This is a genomic window from Streptomyces sp. M2CJ-2 (assembly GCF_016757295.1).
Classification (GTDB): domain Bacteria; phylum Actinomycetota; class Actinomycetes; order Streptomycetales; family Streptomycetaceae; genus Streptomyces.
In genome coordinates this window covers 119,636-143,616 of sequence record NZ_JAESIF010000015.1, presented here as the reverse complement: position 1 = coordinate 143,616, position 23,981 = coordinate 119,636, and the positions used below count along the sequence as shown (strand labels likewise).

The window sequence follows — 23,981 nt, the reverse complement described above, 5'->3', positions numbered from 1 at the left end:
TGGGGACGCCCCGCACCACCGACCCGCACACTACGCCGCCGTTTTATTTACTTCCTTTGAGGAACGCAGCACTAGTCCAGTGCGATACGCGCGGTGACTCTCTTCCCGGACGGCTCCCGCTGAACATCGAGACTTCTTCAGTGGCTGCTGAGCATGCCTTCCCGCAGCCGTGCCAGGAGACGGGAGATGAGCCGGGAAACGTGCATCTGCGAGATGCCGAGGCGTTCGCCGATCTCCTTCCGGGTGAGTTCCTCCACGAACCGCCAGTGGATGATCTGCCGGTCGCGTTCGTCGAGGTCAGCGATGATCGGTGCGAGGGCGTGGAAGTCTTCGACGAGGCCCAGGGCGCTGTCTTCGGTACCGATGAAGTCCGCCAGAGCGGCCTCGCCGTCCTCGCTGCCGCTGATGGCCGCGTCCAGGGAAGCGGAGTTGTAGCCGTTGGACGCCAGCCGGGCCTCGCGGACCTCCTCTTCCGGGAGGCTCATCAGCTCGGACAGTTCCTTGGTCGTGGGGGTACGGCCCAGTCGGCTGCGCAGCTCCTCGGTGGCGCGAGCGAGTTGCACGCGTGCCTCCTGCAGCCGCCGGGGCACGTGCACGGTCCATGACGTGTCACGGAAGAAGCGTTTCATTTCGCCGACGATGTAGGGCACGGCGAAGGAGGTGAACTCGACCTCACGGGTCAGTTCGAACCGGTGGATGGCCTTGATCAGGCCGATCATGCCGACCTGGACGATGTCCTCCATCTCCTCCGGCCCGCGGCTGCGGAACCGGGCGGCCGCGAACCGGACCAGGGACATGTTCATCTCGATCAGCGTGTTGCGCGCGTACTGGTATTCGGGCGTGCCTTCCTCCAGCACCGCCAGCTGGTCGAAGAACAGCCTCGACAACTCCCGCGCGTGCCTGGGCGCCACCTTCGAGGGGTCCGCCATCTCCAACACGCCGATGGCTGTCTCGTCAGCCCGCGCGGTCGTCACCGTCGTGATGGCGCCCTCCCTGTCCCGGCGGCCTACTCGTCAGCCGATGAGACGCCGTATACCCCAGCTTTCGATGCGCACGCCGCCACGCGGGCGGCGTCGCGCGCCCTGTGAAGGGTAAACGCAACGAAGTGGAGCAGGCGGAAGGAGAACGCGGTGGAAGAATCATCGCTTCGTGCGGTGGGCTGGGCGCGGTCACTGCCGATCAACACCAGCCCCAAGGCGGCACGTGATTGGGCCCGTCGTCACATGCGGTCGCTGGCGTGGACCGACAGGGCACCGGAGACGGTGGACGCCGTTTTGCTGACCGTCTCGGAACTGGTCACCAACGCTCACGTGCACGCTCATTCGCCTGCCCAGATGGCGATGACCTGGGACGGGGAGTGCTTGCACGTCGCCGTCCACGACTCCTCCACGGCGCTGCCCACCCAGCGCGCCGCGAGCAGCGACCGCACCGGAGGGCGGGGGATGCTGCTGGTCGACGCCCTGACCGACGGCTGGGAAGCTCACCCCTGTCCCCACGGCAAGACGGTCATCGCTTGTTTCCGCCCGCCGACCGAGACTCAGGAGGGCACTGTCCCGTTGGCTGATGGCGCGGGATGATCTTCGGGTTGGTCATGCTGGGGGGGAGTCGTCCGGGGAGAATGCGTCACCGTCGTACCAGGGGCACCGGTACCCGGTGGAGGTGATCGCGCACGCGGTCTGGCTGTACTTCCGCTTCCCGCTCAGCTTCCGCGAGGTGGAGGAGGTCACGCTCGAGCGCGGCGTCATCGTCTCCTACGAGACCGTCCGCCGCTGGTGCGCGAAGTTCGGGCAGCACTACGCCAACGGACTGCGCCGCCGCCGGCCGCGGCCCGGGGATAAATGGCATCTGGACGAGGTCTTCGTGAGGATCAACGGGGAGTTGACGTGCCTGTGGCGGGCCGTCGACGCCGACAGCACCGTGCCCGGCATCCTGGTCCAGGGCCGAAGGGACATCGCTGCGGCCCGGCGGTTCTTCCGCAAGCTGCTCAAGCGAACCTGCTCGGTGCCGCGGGTGATCGTCACCGACAAGCTGCGCTCCTACGGCGCGGCCCACCGCGAGGGCACGTCCTCGGTCGAGCACCGCTCGCACCAGGGCCTGAACCACCGGGCCGAGAACAGCCACCAGCCCACCCGTCGGCGCGAACGGGCCATGAAGGGCTTCCGCAGTACCGGCGGGGCCCAGCGGTTCCTGGCCGCGTTCAGCGGCATCTCACCCCACTTCCGGCCCCGCCGCCACCTGATGACCGCCCCGAACACCGCGCCGACAAGAGCAATGAAGCCTGGTCTGTAGGCGGGGTAGATGAACGTGACGTTCATCTACCCCGCCTACAGGACTGTTCAGGTTGCGCGGCGGAACTCCACCACGACGTTCTCTTCCGTGGCCTTCGAGCTGAGGCGGTAGTAACGGATGTGAGCCAATCGCTCCGATTCCTCGAGCCAGCCGGCCTCGATGACCTGGCGGTGGGTACGGAAGAAGACCGTCGGGGAGAGCCCCATCAGCTTCGCAAGTTCCACGGCCGTCTCGAGGACCGCGCCGGACCGGTCGGTGGGGTGGCAGGCATACAGCATGACGACCAGGCGCTGGTTAGCGGTCAGGCCAGCGGTGTGCTGGAGCAGACGAAGGGTCTTGAGCTTGTCGTCGTCGTTCACTTTGCCTCCCAGCGTGCAGGGGTCTGACCGTCGAAGCCGGGGATGTCGGGGGGCAACTTTTGACCGCTTCGCGCTGCTCAACGCCGGTTCCGTGAAAAGAGATGTAAGGGCTGATGCGGTAGAAGTTGCAGTTGCCGATGCGGCCGCGGATGATCAGGATGCAGTGCTTGGCAAGTTTCCGGTTGATCTTCCCGATTGCGTCGGTCGACATGCCCACCCTGCGTCCGATGTCGGCTCCCGTGGCACGCAGCGACTCCATGCCTTCCGGGGACACCCCGATCCTGTGGGGGCTCGTAAAGTCATCGTTGCAGCTCAAGCCATGTATCGGTACTCGTTGAGGGCCCCGCCGACGGCGCGGGTGTGCAGGAGCCCGCGGGACACGCGATCGTGCCATACCGCCGGCTGTTCTTGGGCTTCGGGTGATCGTCGGTCTCGTGGCCGGTGTGGCCGATGCGTGGTGTAGTGCTCCTGGCACTCGGCAAGGACCTGGTGGGCGTGGGCCTCGTTCACGATCAGGATGTGACCGAGGACCTCGCGCCGGATCGGGCCGCTCACTCGCCCGCGGTGGGCATTCCTGCGCGGCGCCCGTGGCGCGCTGAGCAGCAGGTCCATGGCTTCGGCCGCGAAGACGGCGTCGCAGGAGCCGGTGTACTTGCGGTCGCGGTCACGGCGAGCGAAGTGGAGCGACTCGACGCGCACGCCGGGGCCGGCGGTCGGATGGCGGGCCGGCCGGGTCGCCCACTGCGCGGTGGGCGGTGATGCCGGCGAGGTGGAGCCGGCGGGTGCCGTGTTCGCCGAACGCCGACGGGTACAGCCGCCTGCCGGTGATCGTGTCGACGTGGAAGAAGTCCACCGCGGTGACCTCCTCGGCCTGGGCGGTGAGGAATCCGCGCCGGGCCGGTGCGGCGCGAGGCCGATGCCGGCCGCGTGCGGGATTGCCCGGACCGGGGACGGTGCGCTCGGCTGCTCCGGCCGGGGCCGGCTCCCCCTGGATCCGCCGGTGGCCCCACCGCGGGTTCTGCTGTGCCGGAGGCCGAACCAGCCTCTGGAGCGCGGCAGCCGGGGGAGGGCGGCCGGTGCGGCGTCGGTTGGCGTGGTCCCACTTCCTGGCGCTCGGCCTGCGGTGCCGGGCCGGCAGGGTCCCCGGCGTGACCGGGAAGACACCGCTCCGGCGCCGGCGCGGTAGCGGCGAGGACAGCGCGGCCGGCCGGAACCGGTCCGCGGGCTGGGAGCGGACCGGTCTGGCGAGTTGCCGGCGCGGCACCGCGTTCTCGTGCCGCGGCACCAGCGGTTCGGCGTCCTTGGCCGTGTCCCGGCGCCGAGGGACCGCGGGCACGGAAAGCAACGCCAGGGTGGCCCGGTACCGCAGCGAGATGCTCACTGGTGCGGCATCCCGGCCACCGCCGAGGGGTCGTGCACGCGGGCTCCCACCTGCAGCGATGACTTTACAAGCCCCACAGGGTGAGGACCGGTGCGAACGGTCAGTGCGTGGGCGAGAAGCGCGCGAGCAGCCGTTCCCGCTGCTGGATGCCCAGGCCGCGTACGCGGCGGCTGTCGGAGATCCCCATCTCGGAGAGGAGCTTTTGGGCCCGCACCTTGCCGATGTCGGGGAGCGATTCGAGCAGGGCGCGGACTGACATCTTGCGGATGGCCTCGGAGTCGCTAGCCAGCACCTCGCGCAGCGACAGCTTGCCGTGCTTGAGGGCCTCCTTGGCCTCGGCTCGTTCCTTGCGTGCGGCGGCGGCCTTGTCGAGCGCGGCGCGGCGCTGTTCGGGGCTGAGCGGGGGCAGAGCCATGAGGGGTGGTCCTCTCGTCGTACGAAACGCAACGGGCCCATCATGACCCCGCTGGCGGGCCGGTGACCAGCAGGTTTGGGGGCCAGGCTGCCTGTAAGCGGTGCTGTCCGGGCAGTCGGACCACGCCGGGGTCGACGTCGGTGTCCGTGGCGGCGGCCAGGTTCGCGGTGACGGTCAGTTCCGTCCCGGGCAGTTCGTCGCGGTCCAGGCCGGTGGCGGCTGTCAGCTCGTCGGTGGGGATGGGCACGGTGATCTGCCCGTGCATCCAGCCGGGCAGTACCAGGTGCGAGAGCTCGGGGCCGGCGCGGTGTACGACGGCTATGGTGCGCTCGCGTCTACCGGCCTCGGTTGCCGTCACGGGGCGGTGTCCCGGGCCGGGACAAGGCCGGTGAGGGCACTGGTATGTGAGCAGCCTCTCCGTCGCTGAAGGCGCGCCCGGCCGCCCCGACCAGGGACCCGACCATGGCGGGCTGCAAGAGTCCGGCCTCGTGGCGGCGTCGCGGAGGCCGCAGGAGTGGTCACAGCCCCTGGGCAGGCGCCGCCTACAGGAGCGGGTCGAGTGCCACCGCCGCACTGCATTCCTTGCAGGCGAAGGCCCCACCGATAAGTGCGGTCGTATGTCCCGCAAGCGCCGCTCAGCATCCCAACAACCCGCCCTCGTCGAGCGGAATCCCGCTCTGGAAGCCGAAGGGCTGGAAGCCCTGGCCCGGGAATACCCAGCTTCGATTCCGCCTGGCCTGCACACCGAACGGCACCCGTCCCGAGGCGAGGGCGGGTGCCGTTCGGCGTGCAGGCCGCGGGTAGAGGACCTACCCGGTCATGGAGGGGGCGATGGGCGACAGGGTCGGAGCGAGCTGCACTCCGGGGGCCAGGCCGAGGGCGACGAGAGCGTCGGGCAGGCCGCGTCCGACGCGGGCCGCCTCCAGAGTTGCCGGGCCGGCCAGTTGGCGGCAGCTGGCGGCGATGATCTCGAACAGGTGCTGCACTCGGCCGGGTCCGCGGGGCAGCAACTGGCCGTGGAAGTCCTCGTGGTGAGCGAGCACGAGCGCGGCGAGACCCGCGACGTGGGCCGAGGCCGTGCCGGTGCCGTCGAGGGCGGTGTAGCCGCCCTGCGCGGCGCACGACAGGACCGCCACGCCAGGGGCGACCGCATCGACTCCGGGGCCGTAGCAGCTGAACGGTGCCGCGAACAGCCCTTCCGGTGTCAACTGCGGCCCTGTATGGGTGGCTTGGGAGGCGTCCTGCGGGTAGGAACCGAAGACGCCCAGTGCGCCGACGGCAAACACGGTGGGCAGCGCGCCCGGGAAAGTGACCGGTCCACCGGTGTCGCCCGCCGGGGCGACGCAGGCGACGCCCGCCGCGTTGGCGTCGGCGAGTTTGCGGGAGACCAGCGCCGAGGTGTAGGGCGTCGCCACCGCGATGTGGGCGATGTCGACCTCGCGCTCGATGCAGTGGTCCAGGGCCGCGATCAGGTCGCTGAAGTGCCCGTCGGGCATGACCTGGCAGACCTCGATCTCGGCGTCGGCGGCGATGCCGATGACGCCCTTGCCGGTGTCGGCCCCGGCGATGATGCCCGCCGCGTGGGTACCGCTGCCCACCGTGTCGTGCGCCCAGCCCTCGTTCGTGCCGTGGACGATGCCGACCCCGGAACTCACGCGTTGCTTCAGATCGGGGTGCTCGGCGCTGACGCCCGAACCGATCATGCCGACCTTGATGCCGAAGGCGCGGAACGTGGGAGGCAGCCGGTCGAGCCGCATGGCCTGCTGGCCCCAGCCGTACTGCTGCCGCTGCTCCAGTTCCGGGTACACCTTGGACAGTGGGGTGAGGGTGACAAGGTTCTCCTGCGTCCCCGACAGGTCGGGGCGAGGGATCCAGCGGTCCGCGTATCCGCCCGTGGGACGTACGTACAGGGACTGGACGGACTGTTCGGTCTCCGTCGCCAGGGTGACGGTGACCGTCCCGTCGGCCCCGGTGATGCCCTGACTCGGCCAGGTCGCCCCGATCAGGAACACCCCGGCGCCGGCCAGCGGTTCCTTGTCCGGGCCGCAGACGCGCAGCGCGATCTTCACGGGTTGTTCCAGGGGCATGACCAGCCCCGGATCGCGCAGCGACAGCATGCCCGCGGTCTGCGTGGCGGCGGGTACGGTTCCGGACAGTGGCAGATCCGGTTCGATGTGCACGTGCAGCGACCGCATCGCCGGTACCTGGGCTTCGGCCGCCTCGACGACCGCGATCTCCGGGCAGGAGGGGGGCAGTCCCGTCGACTGGAGCTTCTCCGACGGCCGGAGTCTGCGGACCACCGTGACCTCGGGCATCCGGTCCAGCCGGTCGCACACCGCGTCCATGCCCAGTTCGGGAACTCCCGGTGGGAGCAGTTGCTGCGGTAGTGGTGTCACCATGTACCGCGACCGGCGTGGCTGCACCTCAATCGGTGCCGGCGCGCCTTTGGTGCGTGGCACCTCTTCTTTGCCCTCGGGTGCCGGTCCGCCGGTCCCCGCGCCCCCGGACCCGCTCTCACGGTTGTTTCCGGGCCTTCCCTTGACCATTACGTCCACCTTCACCACGCCAACGTCGTCCTTGTGCTCCTGATCCCGTCCCAGGCGGCTCGCGCTTCCACGGTGATGCGGTGTGCCCAAGAACCGCTCCTGGGCACACCGCATCGCGCGCCGCTAGAAGTCAGCCGATACCGAAGGGCTGACCACCCATCTGGCCGAACCCGAAGCCGGGCTGCTGGTACTGCGGGACCGGCTGGCCGAACGACTGCGGACCGTACCCGCCGCCCCACGGCTGCATGCCCTGCATGCCCTGCTGGCCCTGCTGGCCCTGCTGGCCCTGCTGGCCCTGCTGGCCCTGCTGGAGCAGCGTCACGATCGCGTTCGGCAGCGCCTGCTGCACGGACTGCTCCACGGCGTGGCGGACGGCCCCGGCCAGCGTGCGGTGCAGCATGAGGGCCATGTACGGGTGCGCCTGCTGGGCCAGCTCCGGCCGCTGCTGCAGCTGCTGCTGGATCTGCTGGATCTGCTGGAACGTCTGCTGCACCTGCTGCGCGACCTGCTGGGCCGTCTGCTGACACGCTTGCTGGATGGTCTGCTGGACCATCTGGGCGATCTGCTGCGAGCCGCCCATCTGCGAGCCGCCCATCTGCTGACCGCCGAACTGCGAGCCGTGCTGCTGGAGGGGTTGGGTACCGGTCATCACCGACATGAATGCTCCGTTCGATGCCATGGAAAGCCAACACAAGGAATGATATTGGCCTTATCGGAACAAATCCGACGTGTTGAAGCTAAGTTGACGACGCCCGGTCCGCAATCGGACGAGCTACTCCCGGGGAGGAAACCCCTCGATCGGCTCCGGCGACTGGTGAGCCGTGGGTGGCGCGGCAGGATGGGCTCTGGTGGAGGTGGCGGACGACGGCGCGGGCAGCGCACCGGCATTGTCTGGTGCGGGCGGCGGGCACTCCTGCAGCGCCTTCGACATCATTGGTCAAGCAGCTGGCTTGTCTTACTTACCGGGTGGAGCACTGAGCTGCAACGAGGCAGGCTGGTGAGCCATGTGGGGGGCGCGGAGGGCTTCGCGGACGGTGGGGGCGGTGCACACGTCGAGGTCCCCGGCCACGGTCACCCGGCAGCTACCGGGCCCGGTGGTGTGGGATTCCACCTGGATCATGTCGTACACCGTGCCCCCTGCGCGCGTCGCTGAGCGGGCCGTGCCTTCACCGTACGCCGCAACGCCGGGGCAGCGCGCTCTCCGCCGTGATGACGGTGGCCGCGATCAGGCGCCAGAGGCGGACCTCCCGGTCGGTGAGGTTGCCCATGGGGCGGCGGACGAAGCCGGGGACGGCGTACTGACGCCGGTAGGGCAGCTGGTCCCGCCCTTGACAGCGGTCAGGCAGCGGGATTCCGAGTGGTCTACTCGCCCCCCGGACGATGAGCACCTGCGGGTCTTCCTGCCGACGACAGCGCCCCTCGACCAGCCTCTTGCTCCCACGCCTCTCGGACTACCAGGCGCCGTCGACCTCCTGTGAGAGATGGGCGGCGGAGGCAGCTCCGGAATGCTGTGGCTACTGACGCGAGACGCTCACAATCCGGCGAGGTCGTCCCACATTCCCGGTGGCGGCTGCGGCCCGCCGTCGCCGAGCCGCAGCTCGGCCCAGATGCTCTTGCCGTCCGGTGTGTAACGGGTGCCCCACCGGTTAGCCAGGCTGGCGACCAGGAACAGTCCGCGCCCGCCCTCGTCCGTGGGCTTGGCCCGCCGCGGGTGCGGGGAGGTGCTGCTGGCATCGAAGACCTCGCAGATCAGGGAGCGGTCGCGCAGCAGCCGCACCCGGATTGGTTCGGCCCCGTACCAAACGGCGTTGGTGATCAGCTCGGACAGGATCAGCTCGGTGGTGAAGCTCAGCTCCTCCAGCCCCCATGCCTGCAGCCGCCGTAGGGCCTGGGTGCGGGCCACGCCGACCTGGGCCGGGTCGGCGGGCACGTCCCACTGGGCCATGTGGGACGTGCCGAGCAGGCGGGTGCGGGCCACCAGCAGCACGATGTCGTCGACCACTTCTGGCGCGACATCACGGCCCAGATGGAGGGCTTGCACGGTCCGCTGCACTCGTTCCCGGAGACCTACCGGGAGATGTGGGACTTCGCGGAGGAGTTCGAACAGCGGGACTGGCCGGACGCCCCCAAGGGCCGGCAGCTCTGCGAACTGATGATCAAGCAGTTCAACGAGCGCTTCTTCCCCAGGCCGCTGCACGGCGTCGGCCGCACCGTCGTGATGGCGTTCGTGCCTCCGGCGGTCGCCAGGCGGCACAAGCTGCCGCCCGCGAACCGCTTCGGTGTGTGGCTGGTGCACCGCGCCTTCCGGGCCCTGTTCTTCGCGCTCGACCACTTCAAGCCCGACAACAAGGTGCCCACGAGCGAGGTGCTGAGGGGCGAGAAGCACCAGCAGTGGCGCAAGGAGAACATCTCCCGCGAACGCGCCGACCCGCTCACGCCCGAGGCCCGGCCCTGACGACCGCCGGCCCGGCTCAGCAGCCCGACCGATCTGCGTGACAACCAAGCCAGGAGAGAGCATGACGGTTCTCAACGACGAGACCCTCAAAGGCGAGTCCTTCACGGACGAGGCACTGACCGTCGCCGACCGGGCCGTGCGGGCGAAGGCCGCCTTCGCCGCCGCCGTGGGTCAGGAATGGATCATCGACGGCGAGCGGCTCGCCCGGGAGTTCAGCGACCCCTACGACACCCTGGACGCCCCGCGCAGCCAGGGCTCCTACGTCGTCCAGCCGGGCAGCGTCGAGGAGGTCCGGCAGGTCGTCCGCATCGCGAACGAGTACCGCGTGCCGCTGTGGACCGGATCGCAGGGCCGCAACAACGGCTACGGCGGCTCAGCGCCCCGCGTGCCCGGGTCCGTGCTGGTGAACCTGCGCCGGATGAACCGGGTGCTGGAGGTGAACGAGACCTTCGGGTACGCCGTCGTCGAACCGGGCGTCAGCTTCGCCGAGCTCAACACCTACCTGCGGGAGAACGACATCGCGCTGTGGACCAGCGTGCCCGACCTGAGCTGGGGATCCGTCATCGGCAACACGATGGAGCACGGCCTCGGCTACACACCCTACGGCGAGCACGCCGACCAGGTGTGCGGCATGGAGGTCGTCCTCGCCGACGGCGACCTGGTGCGTACCGGGATGGGCGGCCAGTCGAACAGCAAGAACTTCCACACCCACCAGCGTGGCTTCGGCCCGCGGCTGGACGAGATGTTCATGCAGTCGAACTTCGGCATCGTCACCAAGATGGGCCTGTGGATGCAGCCCCGGCCGAAGGTCTGGCGTTCGGTGTGGATCCACGCGGAGACCGACGAGGGCGGTTACGCGCTGGTCGACGCGCTGCGGCCGCTGCTCATGGACGGCACCATCACCAACCGGGTGCTGATCATGAACCTGACCGCCATCGTCACCGCCCTCAGCAAGAAGAAGGACTGGCACGACAGTGACGGTCCGATCGACGACGACGTGCGCGCCGCGATGCGCGCCAAGTTCGGGCTGGGCAACTGGAACGCGCGCATCGGGCTGTACGGCGAACCGGACCGCATGGACGTGGAGGAGCGCCTCATCCGGGAGGCCGTCGCCCACATCCCCGGCACCCGCTACGAGTCGCGCGAATATCCCGGCGACGTCCGCCACGAGGACGTCCTGCCCCCCGACCAGGCGGTCGCGGGCATCCCCGACATGGACCTGCTGCGCATGCTCGACTGGTACGGCTACGAGCGTCCGGGCCATGTCGGCTTCGCGCCGATCTTCCCGCTCACCTCGGGCGACGCCCGGGAGATCCACGAGCTCATCGAACGCGGCAGCACCCGGATGGGCAAGGACTACGGCGCCGCCTACGCCCTCACCGCCCGCAGCATGCTGATGCTCTGCCTCATCATCTACAACGCCGGTGACGCGGAAGAAGTCAGGCGGACCTTCGAGGTGACCGGCGAGATGATCGCCGAGTCCGCGGCGAAGGACTACGGCGAGTACCGCGGCCACCTGCAGTTCATGGACCGGATCGCCGGCCAGTTCGACTTCAACGACCACGCCCAGCGCCGTCTGAACCAGAAGCTGAAGGACGCCCTGGACCCCCGGGGCATCCTCTCGCCCGGCAAGCAGGGGATCTGGCCGTCGGCCGCCGAACTCGGAGCCTGAGAAGACCGTCGGCGAAGCAGAGAAAAAGGACTTCGTAATGAGCACTGCAGTAATCACCGCACCGGAGACAACCGGTCGGCTCATCGATCCGCAGGCCTTCGCCGGTCGGATCCACCTCGACGGCGAGTGGGTCGAGGGAGCGGGCGGGACGATCGACTCGATCGAACCGGCCACCGGAGGCGTGCTGGCGGCCGTCGGCCTCGCCGACGCGTCGGACGTCGCCCGCGCCGCGGAGAGCGCCGAACGCGCACAGAAGGAATGGGCCGCACTGCCGCACCCGCAGCGCGCCGCCGTGCTGCGCCGGGCCGGACGACTGTGGGAGCGGCACGCCGAGGAGATCGTCGGCTGGAACGTGCGCGAGGTGGGGTCGATACCGCCCTTCGCGGGTTTCGCCGTACACGTGACCGCGTCGGAGTGCTACGAAGCCGCGGCCCTCCCTTCCCACCCGCTGGGACAGATGCTGTCCAGCGAGGAACCGCGCCTGTCGCTGGCCCAGCGCGTGCCGGTCGGCGTGGTCGGCGTGATCTCACCGTTCAACGTGCCGCTCATCCTGGGCATCAGGGCCGTCGCGCCCGCTCTCGCACTCGGCAACGCCGTGCTGCTGAAGCCCGACCCCCGCACGGTCGTCACGGGCGGCGTCACGATGGTGCGGATCTTCGAGGAGGCGGGCCTGCCGAAGGGGCTGCTGCAACTCCTGCCGGGCGGCGCGGACGTGGGCACGGCGATGGTCGAGGACCCGCGGGTCCGGGTCGTCGCGTTCACCGGTTCGACCCGCGCCGGCCGCGCGGTCGGCGAGCTCGCCGGGCGCCGTCTCAAGCGGGCGCACCTCGAACTGGGCGGCAACTCGGCCTTCATCGTGCGCCACGACGCCGACGTCGACAAGGCCGTCAACCTCGCCACCTGGGGCAACTACCTCAACCAGGGCCAGATCTGCATGTCGATCGGCCGCCACATCGTGCACGAGTCGCTCTACGACGACTATGTGGCCAAGCTCGCCGCGAAGGCCGAGTCGATGGCCGTCGGGGATCCTGCGACCGGCCAGGTGCACATGGGGCCCGTGATCGACGAGATCCAGCGCGACCGTATCCACGCATGGGTGCGGGAGGCGGTGGAGCAGGGCGCGACCCTCGCGGCCGGCGGCACCTATGAGGAGCTGTTCTACCGCCCGACCGTGGCGGCCGACGTGCCCAAGGAGACCGCGGTGTACCGGGAGGAGGTCTTCGGCCCGGTCGTGTCGGTCGTCCCGTACACGACCGACGACGAGGCCGTGACGCTCGCCGCCGACACCGAGTACGGCCTCTCGCTCGGCATCGTGACGGCCGACGCGCTCGCGGGACTGGAACTCGCACAGCGCATCCCGACGGGCATCGTGCACATCAACGACCAGACCGTGAACGACGAGGCGAACGCCCCGTTCGGCGGGGTGAGGGCATCCGGCACCGGATCGCGCCACGGCGGTGCGGAGGCCGACATCGAGGCCTTCACCGAGACCCGCTGGATCACGCTCCGCCGCGAGCCCGCGCAGTACCCGCTCTGACGCCAGCCGCGTTCGTCCGACGAAGCACGACGAAGCGGCGGGTCTGCCGGGTCGGGTTCCCGACGCCCCGGCAGACCCGCCGTCAGCAGGCCGCACGTCACATCGATCTCTTACGACCCAGACGGGACACATCATGACCAAGCCGTTCGCCTCCTCCGCCGACCTCGCCGCCAAGGAGCAGACCCTCGAGGTGCTGGCTCCCGGCGTCTACGCGCTCACCGCCGAGGGCGACCCGAACCTCGGCGCGATCGAGGGCGAGGATTTCCTCGTCTGCTTCGAGGCACTGGCCACTCCGACCGCCGCGAAGAAGTGGCTGGCGAAGCTGCGTGAGCACACGGACAAGCCGGTCCGGTACCTCGTCCTGAGCCACTACCACGCGGTCCGCGTGCTGGGGGCGAGCGCGTTCGACGCCGAGATCATCGTCGCCCACGAGAAGACCAAGTCCCTGATCGAGGAGCGCGGCGAGCAGGACTGGGAGTCGGAGTTCGGCAGGATGCCACGACTGTTCGACGACCCCGACTCGATCCCCGCTCTGACCCGGCCGACCGTGACGTTCGACAGCACCTTCACGATCGACCTCGGTGGCGACCGTGGCGAGCTCGTTCTCCGGCACGTGGGGCGCGGCCACACCGCGGGCGACATCGTCGCCTGGCTGCCGAAGCAGCGGATCCTCTTCGCCGGCGACCTGGTGGAGGCGCAGGCGGCTCTCTACACCGGTGACGCGTTCCACCGGGAATGGTCGACCGGCACGCTGGACCGGATCGCCTCGTACGGCGCGGACCAGCTCGTCGGCGGCCGCGGCGCTGTCGCACGGGGCACGGAGGCGGTGGAGGCCGCGATCAGTCAGACCCGAGGCTTCCTGACCACCATGATCGATGAGGTCAGTTCCGTACAGGAGCGGGGTGGCACGCTCAAGGAGGCGTTCGAAGCCTGCCACGCCGCCCTCGCGCCGAAGTTCGGCGGCTGGCCCATCTTCGAGCACTGCCTGCCGTTCGACGTCTCCCGCCTGTGGGACGAACTCAGCGGCACCGACTGGCCGCTCATCTGGACCGCCGAGCGCGACCGCGAGGTCTGGGCCCGGCTCCAGGGCTGATCCGAGGCGGAGAGCAGACGACCATGACCACGAAGAAACCGGTGCTCGTCATCGGCAACGGCCCTGTCGGGCAGACCACCGCGCTCTTCCTCGCCCACTGGGGCGTGCCGACGATCGTCCTCGACGGACGGCCGCACCGGGATCCGGTCGGCTCCAAGGCCATCGTGCAGCAGCGTGACGTCCTCGACGCTTGGGACACACTGGGACATGTCGGCCGGGAGATCACCGAGGCGGGGCTGACCTGGCTCCGGGCGCGGACCTTCTACCGGGAGGACGAACTCTTCTGCACGGAGTACGCCGATGCCGGACGCTCGCCGTTCCCGCCGTTCGTCAACATCTCCCAGTCCGGCACCGAAGCGATGCTCGACGAGAGAATCGCAGCTGAACCGCTCATCGAGGTCCGGTGGGGACACGAGGTCGTCGACCTCGCTCAGGACGCCGACGGGGTGACCGTGACGTGTGCCACGGCGTCGGGTCCCACCCAGGTGGCGGGCTCCTTCGCCGTCGCCTGTTCCGGTGCCCGGGGTGAGGCGGTGCGCAGGCTGCTCGGTGTCACCCTGGACGGTCGCACGTTCGGAGACCTCTTCCTGATCTGCGACATCAAGGCGGATCTCGGTACGTGGGACCAGGAGAGGCGCTTCTACTTCGACCCCGTCTGGAACCCTGGGCGTCAGGTGCTGATACACCCCTGCCCGGGTTCGACCTTCCGCATCGACTGGCAGGTGCCGGAGGACTTCGACATCGCCGCCGAGGAGGCAAGCGGCGGCCTGGACCGGCGGATCCGCCAGATCGTCGGTGACAAGCCGTACGAGATCGTCTGGAAATCGGCCTACCGATTCCACCAGCGCATCGCCGACCGGTTCCGGGCCGGGCGGGTGCTCCTCGCCGGCGGCGCCGCCCATCTGGTGTCGCCGTTCGGCGCCCGGGGACTCAACTCCGGCGTACAGGACTCCGAGAACGCCGCGTGGAAGCTGGCCTTCGTGTGGAGAGGACTCGCACCGGAGACGCTGCTGGACACCTACCACGACGAGCGCCACGCGGCGGCGTCGGAGAACTTGGCCGTCACCGGCGCGACGATGGATTTTCTGGTCCCCCAGGACGAAGCCCAGGTGGCTACCCGCTTGTCGATACTGGAAAAGGCTCGCAGCGACCGGTCGGCGCAGGACAGGGTCGACTCGGGCCGGCTGGCCGAGCCGTTCTGGTACGACGCGTCGCCTCTGACGACGGCGTCACCGGAACGTCCCTGCGGCGGCCGCCCCGTGAGGGGACAGGCGCCGGCGGTGGCTCCCGGCGTACTCATCCCGGACCACCCGTTCGACGGTGGTGGCCGCCTGCGCCTGCTTGCCCGTCGTGGAGTCACGGTGCTGTGCGGCGAGAACGTCGACCTGGCCGGCCTGTCCGAGCTCACCTTCGGTGAACTTCCCGTCTCCGTGCACCGGCTGAGCACCCTGCACCCGGACGCGCCGACTGTCCTCGGCCTCCGGGCGGACGAGACATGGGTGGTGCGACCGGATGCCCACCTCGCCGCGACCCTGGTTGCCGCCGAGCCGTCAACCGTCCGGGCCGCTGTCGAACGCGTCGTCGGCCTGGACACACGGGCAACCGCCTGAGCAGAAGAAAAGACACCGAGCGCCGCGCTGCCCTCTCGATCCCACCCGCCCCCGGCACCACGCCCACGACGGACGCTGCTCCTCGATCGAGGATCTTCCGCGTACCCAGGTTGGGCCGTCAGACACGAGGATCACAGGGAGGCAGCGATTCCTGGTGCTGCCGGTCGAGCCGTGAGAGCAGTGGCACGCGCGACTTGACAGACAGCGCCAGGAAGCATCTACCGCCCGCGTCCACAATCGGAGTGACCGAGTTCGGCTTTCTCGATCCAGGAAGGGGACGGTGTGCGCGTCGATGGAGCTGTCCACCTCCTCGCCAGTGGAGTACTCCGTCATCCTTCGCTGCCGGAACCGCCACGCGCTGCTTGCCGAGAGCGCCCCGGAACCGAATCGTGTACGGGTGCGAGCAGCAAGTCGGCCTGGAACAAACGCACTCCTTGAAGAAGGACCCCATCCCACGGGCGAGCTGTCGAGCCACGTATCAAGCCTTCCGAGCAGGGCGTCGGGCGGCGCAGCAGGCCCCTGCCGCAGGTGCAGGTCAGCAAGCCGGACACCGTCCGGCCCGATGCTGACCTTTCGCTGACCCGGGCGCGGCAATCAGGGCCCTGACCTGCGGAAACACCCAAACGCTAGATCTTGGACTTGAACAGAGTACGCAGCACTCTCGACCGGGTCCCCGGCCTGAAGCAGCACATGCCCACCATGGACAGACGGCCACTGCCCCGGCCGCGAACCCTGACCACCGGCGTGCGGCCGACCCGGCCCCAGGTCCTGGCCCCGGTCGGTGTCATCGACTGCCCGGCCTCGTCCTCGAAGGCGATCCACGCACCCCGGGCCGCGGCCACTCCTTTACCTGCGGCCGGACCTCCTTCTTCCACAGCTCGACCGCCTCGTCGTCCCGCTCAGTCGCCTGCCGGGCGGGCTGCTGCCAGGACCAGCCGTACCGCCTCAGCAACAGCCAGGTGCCCTCGATGGTGTACGAGACGTGGAACAGCCGGCCGATCAGCGCCTTGATCCTCACCAGGGTCCACCGCTGGTCCGGCCGGCCGTGCGCGAGCGGGCCACGCTCCAGCTCCCGCTCCAGACGCTCCATCTGGGCCGGCCCCGGCCTCGGGCGGCCCGGTGACCCCTTCGACAGGATCCCGGCCCTGCCCCGCTCACGCCAGGACTTCCGCCGGCGCTCCACCGACCGCTCCGACACCCGCAGTGCGGCCGAAGGCCGGCACGCCCCGCGCGAAGACGGTCCGCGTACGATGACCGACTCGAGGGGGTGGTGGCATGGCCATGAGAACGCACCGGTGGTATGCGGCGACCGCGGTGGCACTGCTGCTGAGCGGCTGCGGAGGCGCGCCGGAGAGCGACAGCACAACCGGCAAGGCGGCGGCGCTCACGAAGGAACAGGTCGGCCGGACGCTGCCGGACGACGAGGTCATGACGGGCTGGAAGCAGTCCTTCCAGCCCACAGCCGTCGAGATGGACAAGCTCTCCCGCTGGCAGGCATGCCCCGTCAAGGGCAACGCTGGCTGCGAGAACTCCCGCTTCTTCGGCGCCGCGACCTTCCGGCGCGAGAACCCCTTCGCCTCCGTCACCTTCCAGGTCGTCGCCTACGACAGCGAACAGGCGGCCCAGGACGCGTACGACGTGCTCTGGGACGGCTACTACTGCAACCAGGCCAGCCAGACGGGCCAGAGAGCCAAGACCTTGAAGCTCGGCCCGATCGGTGACGAGCACGACGCCCGGCTCGGCACCTCCGGCTTCCACGGCGAGCCCGGCGCCGTGACCCAGACCCGGGTCGGCACGACGCTGTTGTGGACCATGGAGTCTGCCGCGCACAAGGGCGACATCGACGAGGACAGTGTTCGGGGCCTGGCCACGATGCTCGCCAAGCGGTCCCAGCAGGCCCAGAACGGCAACGAGCCCTCCGCCGCGCTCAACGGCTGACCGCACGGCCGCCTCAGGCCCCGTGCCGACCAGCTGTCGGCGCCCGCCTCGTCACTGGGGACGACCTGGGAGCCTGGGAGACGGGTTCGTTCCGAGCGGTGTCATGCTCACCTAGCGTCACAACCGCGGATGTCACGTACATTTCACGCCGCCTGTCACGCTCGCCGCCGACCGCGTGACAGCAGCCGCTCAAATGCCCGAATTGACCGCGCTCTGAAGCCGGAACACCCCCGGAGTCCTCGCTCAAGACCGTTTTCACGCGACAGCGTGACGCCCCATGCCTGAACATCACGCTCCGTATGGAGCGGATACGTTCCGCACTGCTCCCGGGCGTGCGTGAGGTCGGACCCCGGCTGTCACGCCCCCCGCTCGGAATCCGGCCTGGAGGCCCCTGCGGGCACCAAGAAACGGGCAAACGGGCACGTATTCGCAGTGGCGTGACACTTTTCCGGGGGAGCGTGACACGGCCTGGGAGAGGTCAGCTCGCTTCGGAGCGGGCGCGGGCGAGGAACACGGCGAGGGCTCTGGCGGCTTCGGGTTCGCTGGTGGAGAGCCGGGCCGCGGACGCCAGCTGGTCGACGCCGGCGTCGGGGATCAGGCGGGCAAGTTCGGCGAGCAGCCCGGCATGCACGAGGACCGGCGGCGGAAGAAGGCCGGCGGCGGCCTCGCGGGCGGCCGGGGCGCGGTGGCGCCCGAGGTGCGCAGCCAGGGCGTGGGCGAGCCAGGCGTCGACGTCGGCCTGGACGCACCCGCCGGCTCGCCGGGTCAGTTTGTCGCGCACGGCTTCGTCCCCGTCGCGGGGCTCTGTCTGTTCCAGCGTGCCCAGCTCGCGCAGCGCCTGGAATTCGTCGGCGCGGGCGGCGTTCCGCTGCGCCTCGCGTACGTTCGCCCCCTTGGGGACCCACAAACCGGGCAGGTTCGCCGTCACCGCCGACGGCGGTTGCTCTCAACGGCCGCAGGCACTGTGTTCACGGGAGACCGGGTTGTCCGGAGGCGTTGAGGATGATCCTTTGGAGTGGACACTCTGGCAGTGGATCTTGATGGTCCAGGGAGGGATGTCCAGGTGGGACGCAAGTCTCCGTATCCGGAGGAGTTCGGACAGGACGCCGTCGCGCTCTACCGCGCCGCGGGTGGCAAGCGGACGTACGCGGCGGTGGCCGCGGATCTCGGCATCACCGCGGAGTTGCTGCGGACGTGGGTCGGCAAGGACGACCTCAGAGCGTGTGCCACCTCGCCCAGGCGGCCAACTCTTCCCGGGCCGCGCGCAACAGGGCCCGGAGGGAGCGGTGGCGCCGCTGGTGACGAGCGCCACCTGCGGGCTCGGGGTCGTCGCTGTGAGCGGGAGGCCGCGGGCTTCCGGGTTCGGGTACGACGGCCGAGGACTTCCGGACAGGAACACCCGGGTCGTCTCATCCCTGGTGCTGATGTCGGCCTGTTCGCCGCCGATGACGAACGCTCGGGGCCGGGTGACGATCGTGTGGGGGCCACAACGAACCGTTCTCCGCCGGAGCCGGGCGAAGCCGTCGCAGGGGGTATCTGGGCCCTGGTCACAGCCAGCCGGAGCGCTGTGCCTGCAGGGCCATCTGGAAACGGTTCGCGGCACCGAGACGGGCCATCAGGACCTGGAGGCGGCGGAACAGCGTACGGCGGCTGATGCCCAGTTCGCGGGCGATGACGTCGTCGGTCGCGCCGCCGGCAAGGAGACGCAGCAGGCGACGGTCGGCGGGTGGGAGGCCGACGGGGCCGGTGGCGTGGCCGTGGAGGGGGAGGGCGTTGTGCCACGCCTGCTCGAACAGGGCCACCAGGGCGGAGAGCAGGCCGCACGGCTGTACCACCAGCATGGTGTTGTGCACGTCCGCTTCCTTGATCGACAACGACACCAGTGCGTACGCCTCATCGATGATCAAGAGCTTGACCGGCACCGACGGCAGCACCCTGGCCTGCTCGCCCGCCTCGATGCAGGGTTCGATGACGTCCTTCAGGTGGCCGGGATGTTCCAGTGACTCCCGTGAGTAGACGACGCGCTGCGTCACCCCACGGGCCAGCGTCGCCAGGGCGTCGTCGGTGGCTCCGGCCAGAGGAGCGTACGGCGGGGACTCGAACTGCCGGATCTGCTCGCGGGCGCTGGCCCACGCATGGCGCATCCTCGGACCGATGGCTTCGCCGGTGACGACCTCGACGAGGTCGTCGTTGTACGCGGCGAGCCGCTGGCGCCGGAACGACTCGAACGCGCCGGTGACGGCGATGCGCGACTCATCGAGCTCGGCCGCCCGGTGCCGGGCGAGGATTTCCAGGCCCGCGGCGGGCGGCACCGGGGCCACCGTGTCCCCGTCCTCGGCTGCGGTACTGGCCAGACCGGCGTCGGCCAGTTCTCCGTACGCCGCGGCGAGATCGGTCCCGCCCAGCCCGGCCGCCGCGCCGATCGCGCTCAGCGGAGCGGGAGCCAGCTCCAGCAGGGCCAGGTAGACCCGGCACGCCGTGTGATCGAGCCCCAGCCGCCGGAGGGCCTCACCGAGTTCCGCGTTCGCCACGGGACACATTATCGACGCATTCCGCCCGGGCCCGTGGCCGATCTGTGCCACTGGCACTGTCCGGCCCCAGAGTCCGCCGCGAGGCGGTACCGTCCGGGAGCCGCCGCCGACCGGCGGCAGCGAGGGAGCCCGGAACCCCACCGGGCGGGGGCCACCCTGCCCGGACGGTGCGCTTGCCGGCCCTCGCCGCCGAGACGTGGGCTTCCTCGGAAGCCCACGCAAGCCCAACGGAAAAAGGTGCACGACGTGGCGAAGCGCCGGAAGAACGGCCTCTACCCGGAGATCTCCGCAGAGCTGTCCGCTCTGATGCGGACGGGCTGGGCGGACACCGAACGACGCGACCTCCAGCTCGCCGAGCAGGCCCCGCACGCGGCCCGCCGCCGCGCCGCGCTCTCCGCGCGGTTCCCCGGCGAACGCCTCGTGATCCCCTCGGGGAACCTCAAGGTCCGCTCGAACGACGACACCTACCCCTTCCGGCCGTACTCGGGCTACGTGCACATGGCCGGCGACCAGGTTCGGGACGGCGCGCTCGTCCTCGAACCCCGCGCGGACGGCGGCCACGACGCCTACTGCTATCAGCTGCCACGGGACAGCAGGGACGACGACGAGTTCTGGACGGGTGCCCACGCGGAGCTGTGGACGGGCCGGCGCCGCTCACTCGCCGAATCGGAGCGTGTACTCGGCCTGCCGTGCCGCGACGTGCGCACCGCGGCTGCCGACCTGGCCGCCGCCTCCGGAGCGCCGACGCGGATCGTCCGCGGGATCGACCCCTCCCTCGAGGCCGCCGTCACCACCGACGCGGAGCGTGACGCCGAGCTGGAAGAGGCGCTCAGCGATCTCCGCCTCGTCAAGGACGCCTGGGAGCTCGGGGAACTGCGCAAGGCCGTGGACTCCACCGTGCGCGGCTTCACCGACGTCGTCGGGGAGCTCTCCCGGGCGATCGCCTCGTCGGAGCGGTGGATCGAGGGCACTTTCTTCCGCCGGGCACGCCTCGAGGGCAACGCCGTGGGCTACGGCTCGATCTGCGCCGCCGGCGAGCACGCCACGATCATGCACTGGACGGACAACGACGGCCCGGTGCGCCCGGGGGACCTGCTGCTGCTCGACGCCGGCGTGGAGACGCACTCCCTCTACACCGCCGACGTGACCCGCACGCTTCCGATCAGCGGCACCTTCACGCCCCTGCAGCGCGAGATCTACGACGCGGTGTACGAGGCCCAGGAGGCCGGCATGGCGGCGGTCAAGCCGGGCGCCCGGTACCGCGATTTCCACGAGGCGGCCCAGCGCCACCTGACGGCACGGCTGGTCGAGTGGGGTTTCATCGAGGGTCCCGTCGACCGCGCGTACGAGCTCGGCCTGCAGCGCCGCTTCACCATGGCCGGCACCGGTCACATGCTGGGCCTGGACGTCCATGACTGCGCGGAGGCCCGCACGGAGGAGTACGTCGACGGTGTGCTGGAGCCGGGCATGTGCCTGACCGTCGAGCCGGGCCTGTATTTCCAGGCGGACGACCTGACGGTGCCCGAGGAGTGGCGCGGCATCGGCGTCCGGATCGAGGACGACCTGGTCGTCACCGACGACGGCCACGAGAACCTGTCGGCGGCCCTGCCACGCGCCGCGGACGAGGTCGAGGCGTGGATGGCGCGCTTCGCCGGCTGAGTGCGGCAGTGGCGTCGTCGGTGCGCCGGGCGTTCGCCGTCGCCCTCGGTGGTGCAGGGGCCCTGGAAACATCGCCGGGTGGGAGTCTCAGCGGCGCCGAGACTCCCACCGAGCGCCAGGGCGAGCGGCTGCCGGGACTGGCTCGCCCCGGTGCCGGATGTCGGCTACGGCCGCGCCACCGTGGAGGCGGCTCCCCTGCTGCCCACCGGGCTGCTGCGCTGTCCGCTGGTCTCGCCCGGGGAGCGATTCCCCTTCGTCGCCCCGGACGCCGTCGCGTTCGGCAGCCGGGAACCGGCGGGCCGCGCCGAGGACTTCGCCGCACTGATGCAGGGCGTCGCGTACCTCGAACGCCTCTGCTTCGACTGTCTGGACCTGCTCGGCGCCCCCACCGACGGGACCGTCGTCCTCACCGGCGGCGCGACCCGCACCCCGGTGTGGAACCAGCTCCGCGCCGATGTGCTGCGCCGGCCCCTGTCCCTGCCCCGCCGTGCCCAGCCCGCACTCGGCATGGCCGTACTCGCCGCCTCCGCCTGCGGGGCTCCGGGCGGTCTGGACGGTGCCGCCGCCGCGATGGTGCGGCCCGGCCGGGTCCTGGAGCCGCGGTCCGCGCATCGGTCCGTCCATGACGAGGGCTACGCCCGGCTGCTCGATCTGCTGGTCCAGCGTGGCTGGCGGCCCGAGACCGTCTCGGCCCACGCACGAGAAAGGACCGCACCATGAGCCTCCATGTTTTCCTCGTCCGGCACGGAGAGAGCGTCTGGCACGACGAGAACCGCTATGCCGGGGCCACCGGCATCGATCTCTCCGAGCACGGCCGCGCCCAGGCCGCCCGGCTCGCTTCCTGGGCGGGGCGGGCGGATCTCACGGCGGTCCGGTCCTCCCCGTTGCGACGCTGCCGGCAGACCGCGGAGGGGAGCGCGGCCCGCGCCGGAGACCGGTAGCCTCCTCACCCTCCGCGAGGCCGGCCTGCGCGACGACGCGACCGGCATCCGCGGCTGGGAGTTCCACGGCAGCTACGGGTTCGACGCGTCGGGCGACGGACGTCACTACGTGGCGGAGGGCCGGGCCGTGGAGGAGGACGGCGTCCTCAAGCAGGAGGGCGAGATCCGTCTGCACCGCTGGACGGGCGAGACTCCGGGGCCGTTCGAACCCCTCGGCTGACGGTACCCCGCCGGGCCGGCCTGGGCGGTGGGGGTACCGTCATGGTATGTCAACTGCCGTTCTGGGCACCTCAATAGGTCCGCTGCTCCGTGGCTGGCGGGAGCAGCGGAGGCTCAGCCAGCTGGAGCTGGCGCTGCGTGCCGACTCCTCCGCCCGGCACATCAGCTTCATCGAGACGGGCCGGTCCCGTCCGAGCGAGGAGATGATCCTGCGGCTGGCCGAACACCTCGATGTCCCGGTCCGGGAGCGCAACGTCCTGCTGCTGGCGGCCGGTTACGCCCCGCGTTACGCCGAGACCCCGCTGCACGATCCGGCGCTCGGCTCACTGCGCGGTGGCATCGAGCGGCTGCTGCAGGGCTACGAACCGTATCCGGCGCTGGTCGTCGACGGGACGTACAACGTCGTCGCCGCCAACCGAGGAATCATGATGATGCTGGACGGGGTGGCGGAGCATCTGCTCACCCCGCCGCTGAACGCCATGCGGCTCACACTGCACCCGCAGGGAATGGCGCCGCACATCCGCAATCTGCCGGAATGGCGCGGACATCTGCTGGACCAGATGGAGCGTCAGATCGCACTGGTCAGGTCCGAGGCGCTGCGTGCGCTGTACGACGAGGTGGCCGCCTATCCGCTGCCGGAGAGCGGGGACCACAGCGGCCACCCGAAGGAGTCCACTCCGTACTTCGCACTGCCGCTCCAGCTCGAGCACAACGGCCGGACCCTGTCCTTCATCTCGTCCATCTCGACTTTCAACACTCCGATGGACGTGACAGTCGCCGAGCTGGCCATCGAGGCGTTCCTCCCGGCCGACTCGGCGACAGTCGAGTATCTGCGATCCCTCAAGCCGTAGTGGCACGCAGCGAGAGGAACTGGAGCACACCGAAACCGGCGACGGTCACGGCCTGCACGGGGATCCAGACGGCACCCGCCGTCGTCGGCGAGAACCAGGCGACCATCGCGACGACGCTGAGCACGGCCCACAGCACATTGGCGTCGATGACCGCCTTCACGGCGAGGGCCGGCGGCTGCTCCCGGGTGGCGAGGAAGCCGACCCCCGCGGCGTACAGCACCAGGAAGACGCCGAGTTCGAACAGCAGACCGGATCCGATGCCGAGCAGGTCGCCGACCGGTTTCGAGTCGATCAGGTAGACCAGTCCGTTGGCACCGGTGACGACGGCGTCGAGGGCGAGGAAGCGGCGCAGCATGGTCTGCGGGCGGTCGGTGCGGGAGAGCGTGCCGAGCAGGGTGGTGGCGGACATACCGATCAGCCTCCGGCGAGGTCGAGAACGCTGGTCAGGGGGCCGTGCCCGGGCGGAGTGCGCCGCCCGGGCCACG

The 23,981-nt window shown here is 70.2% G+C and carries 24 protein-coding genes and 3 pseudogenes; 13 read left to right on the top strand and 14 right to left on the bottom strand.

Annotation, left to right across the window (positions count from 1 at the left end; genetic code table 11):
- Positions 1–137 precede the first annotated feature (137 nt).
- Complete coding sequence (locus tag JL475_RS14890; protein ID WP_202278124.1) at positions 138–929, bottom strand: RNA polymerase sigma factor SigF; 792 nt, start codon at positions 927–929, stop codon at positions 138–140.
- Positions 930–1,130: 201 nt separating this feature from the next.
- On the opposite strand from JL475_RS14890, the gene JL475_RS14885 reads away from it, so the two are divergent.
- Entirely contained in the window at positions 1,131–1,577 is a 447-nt protein-coding gene (locus JL475_RS14885; protein WP_202278100.1) for an ATP-binding protein, read from the top strand.
- Entirely contained in the window at positions 1,564–2,289 is a 726-nt protein-coding gene (locus tag JL475_RS14880) for an IS6 family transposase (protein WP_202278098.1), read from the top strand. The genes JL475_RS14885 and JL475_RS14880 overlap by 14 nt, the downstream gene beginning before the upstream one ends.
- Positions 2,290–2,336: 47 nt before the next feature.
- Here JL475_RS14880 and JL475_RS14875 read toward each other — a convergent pair whose 3' ends face one another.
- The 9 genes and pseudogenes from JL475_RS14875 to JL475_RS39985 form a co-directional block, all read right to left on the bottom strand.
- Positions 2,337–2,648 carry a replication initiation protein, RepL2 gene (locus JL475_RS14875; RefSeq protein WP_202278096.1) on the bottom strand — a complete coding sequence of 104 codons (312 nt, stop codon included), beginning with the start codon at positions 2,646–2,648 and terminating at the stop codon, positions 2,337–2,339.
- Positions 2,645–2,928: pseudogene (locus JL475_RS41470) on the bottom strand (MarR family transcriptional regulator); the annotation flags it as partial. The pseudogene JL475_RS41470 and the gene JL475_RS14875, both read right to left, overlap by 4 nt.
- A gap of 32 nt (positions 2,929–2,960) precedes the next feature.
- The gene (locus tag JL475_RS41465; RefSeq protein WP_307825058.1) at positions 2,961–3,347 is read right to left on the bottom strand and encodes an integrase core domain-containing protein; all 387 of its coding nucleotides are present in this window, start codon (positions 3,345–3,347) and stop codon (positions 2,961–2,963) included.
- Positions 3,313–4,029, bottom strand: a complete 717-nt coding sequence (locus tag JL475_RS41460) for a hypothetical protein (RefSeq protein WP_307825057.1) — start codon at positions 4,027–4,029, stop codon at positions 3,313–3,315. The genes JL475_RS41465 and JL475_RS41460 overlap by 35 nt, the downstream gene beginning before the upstream one ends.
- A 100-nt stretch (positions 4,030–4,129) precedes the next feature.
- Positions 4,130–4,444 carry an integration host factor, actinobacterial type gene (gene mihF / locus JL475_RS14865; protein ID WP_202278094.1) on the bottom strand — a complete coding sequence of 105 codons (315 nt, stop codon included), beginning with the start codon at positions 4,442–4,444 and terminating at the stop codon, positions 4,130–4,132.
- Positions 4,445–4,484: 40 nt separating this feature from the next.
- The gene (locus JL475_RS14860) at positions 4,485–4,802 is read right to left on the bottom strand and encodes a hypothetical protein (RefSeq protein ID WP_202278092.1); all 318 of its coding nucleotides are present in this window, start codon (positions 4,800–4,802) and stop codon (positions 4,485–4,487) included.
- 451 nt (positions 4,803–5,253) lie between these two features.
- Positions 5,254–6,843, bottom strand: a complete 1,590-nt coding sequence (locus JL475_RS14855) for a S8 family serine peptidase (RefSeq protein ID WP_237407142.1) — start codon at positions 6,841–6,843, stop codon at positions 5,254–5,256.
- Between the two features lie 277 nt (positions 6,844–7,120).
- Entirely contained in the window at positions 7,121–7,639 is a 519-nt protein-coding gene (locus tag JL475_RS14850) for a hypothetical protein (protein ID WP_237407140.1), read from the bottom strand.
- Positions 7,640–8,521: 882 nt separating this feature from the next.
- Positions 8,522–8,986, bottom strand: a pseudogene (locus JL475_RS39985) (ATP-binding protein); the annotation flags it as partial.
- On the opposite strand from JL475_RS39985, the gene JL475_RS39980 reads away from it, so the two are divergent.
- From JL475_RS39980 to JL475_RS14825, 5 genes are all read left to right on the top strand, one after another.
- Positions 8,936–9,445 carry a hypothetical protein gene (locus JL475_RS39980; RefSeq protein ID WP_237407174.1) on the top strand — a complete coding sequence of 170 codons (510 nt, stop codon included), beginning with the start codon at positions 8,936–8,938 and terminating at the stop codon, positions 9,443–9,445. The pseudogene JL475_RS39985 and the gene JL475_RS39980 overlap by 51 nt on opposite strands.
- Positions 9,446–9,506: 61 nt before the next feature.
- Complete coding sequence (locus JL475_RS14840) at positions 9,507–11,117, top strand: FAD-binding oxidoreductase (RefSeq protein ID WP_202278086.1); 1,611 nt, start codon at positions 9,507–9,509, stop codon at positions 11,115–11,117.
- Positions 11,118–11,154: 37 nt separating this feature from the next.
- Complete coding sequence (locus JL475_RS14835; RefSeq protein WP_202278084.1) at positions 11,155–12,654, top strand: benzaldehyde dehydrogenase; 1,500 nt, start codon at positions 11,155–11,157, stop codon at positions 12,652–12,654.
- A gap of 133 nt (positions 12,655–12,787) precedes the next feature.
- A complete protein-coding gene (locus tag JL475_RS14830; RefSeq protein WP_202278082.1) occupies positions 12,788–13,747 on the top strand; it encodes an MBL fold metallo-hydrolase in 960 nt (319 codons plus the stop codon).
- 23 nt (positions 13,748–13,770) lie between these two features.
- The gene (locus JL475_RS14825) at positions 13,771–15,357 is read left to right on the top strand and encodes an FAD-dependent monooxygenase (RefSeq protein WP_202278080.1); all 1,587 of its coding nucleotides are present in this window, start codon (positions 13,771–13,773) and stop codon (positions 15,355–15,357) included.
- Between the two features lie 784 nt (positions 15,358–16,141).
- Here the strand turns inward: JL475_RS14825 and JL475_RS14820 are convergent.
- The gene (locus JL475_RS14820; RefSeq protein ID WP_237407137.1) at positions 16,142–16,447 is read right to left on the bottom strand and encodes a winged helix-turn-helix domain-containing protein; all 306 of its coding nucleotides are present in this window, start codon (positions 16,445–16,447) and stop codon (positions 16,142–16,144) included.
- A gap of 191 nt (positions 16,448–16,638) precedes the next feature.
- On the opposite strand from JL475_RS14820, the gene JL475_RS14815 reads away from it, so the two are divergent.
- Positions 16,639–17,295 (top strand): hypothetical protein, encoded by a 657-nt coding sequence (locus JL475_RS14815; RefSeq protein WP_237407135.1) that lies wholly within the window; start codon positions 16,639–16,641, stop codon positions 17,293–17,295.
- A gap of 478 nt (positions 17,296–17,773) precedes the next feature.
- Here the strand turns inward: JL475_RS14815 and JL475_RS14810 are convergent, their stop codons facing one another.
- Positions 17,774–18,202, bottom strand: a complete 429-nt coding sequence (locus JL475_RS14810) for a hypothetical protein (protein ID WP_202278076.1) — start codon at positions 18,200–18,202, stop codon at positions 17,774–17,776.
- Positions 18,203–18,358: 156 nt separating this feature from the next.
- Between JL475_RS14810 and JL475_RS14805 the strand changes: the two are divergent.
- Positions 18,359–18,505: pseudogene (locus JL475_RS14805) on the top strand (transposase); the annotation flags it as partial.
- A 337-nt stretch (positions 18,506–18,842) separates the two neighbouring features.
- Here the strand turns inward: JL475_RS14805 and JL475_RS14800 are convergent.
- The gene (locus JL475_RS14800) at positions 18,843–19,835 is read right to left on the bottom strand and encodes a helix-turn-helix transcriptional regulator (RefSeq protein ID WP_202278074.1); all 993 of its coding nucleotides are present in this window, start codon (positions 19,833–19,835) and stop codon (positions 18,843–18,845) included.
- Positions 19,836–20,132: 297 nt separating this feature from the next.
- Here JL475_RS14800 and JL475_RS14795 point away from each other — a divergent pair, with 297 nt between their 5' ends.
- The 4 genes from JL475_RS14795 to JL475_RS14775 all read left to right on the top strand — a co-directional run bounded on the left by JL475_RS14795 (position 20,133) and on the right by JL475_RS14775 (position 23,496).
- A complete protein-coding gene (locus JL475_RS14795; protein ID WP_237407166.1) occupies positions 20,133–21,485 on the top strand; it encodes an aminopeptidase P family protein in 1,353 nt (450 codons plus the stop codon).
- 78 nt (positions 21,486–21,563) lie between these two features.
- On the top strand, positions 21,564–22,205 hold the full coding sequence (locus JL475_RS14790) for an FGGY-family carbohydrate kinase (protein WP_307825056.1): 642 nt from the start codon (positions 21,564–21,566) through the stop codon (positions 22,203–22,205).
- Complete coding sequence (locus tag JL475_RS14785) at positions 22,202–22,426, top strand: histidine phosphatase family protein (RefSeq protein ID WP_202278068.1); 225 nt, start codon at positions 22,202–22,204, stop codon at positions 22,424–22,426. Before JL475_RS14790 ends, JL475_RS14785 begins: the two co-directional genes overlap by 4 nt.
- A gap of 266 nt (positions 22,427–22,692) precedes the next feature.
- Positions 22,693–23,496, top strand: coding sequence for a helix-turn-helix domain-containing protein (locus JL475_RS14775; protein ID WP_202278066.1), 804 nt, complete (start codon positions 22,693–22,695; stop codon positions 23,494–23,496).
- Here JL475_RS14775 and JL475_RS14770 read toward each other — a convergent pair.
- Positions 23,486–23,905 carry a hypothetical protein gene (locus JL475_RS14770; protein ID WP_202278064.1) on the bottom strand — a complete coding sequence of 140 codons (420 nt, stop codon included), beginning with the start codon at positions 23,903–23,905 and terminating at the stop codon, positions 23,486–23,488. The genes JL475_RS14775 and JL475_RS14770 overlap by 11 nt on opposite strands.
- Between the last annotated feature and the right edge of the window lie 76 nt (positions 23,906–23,981).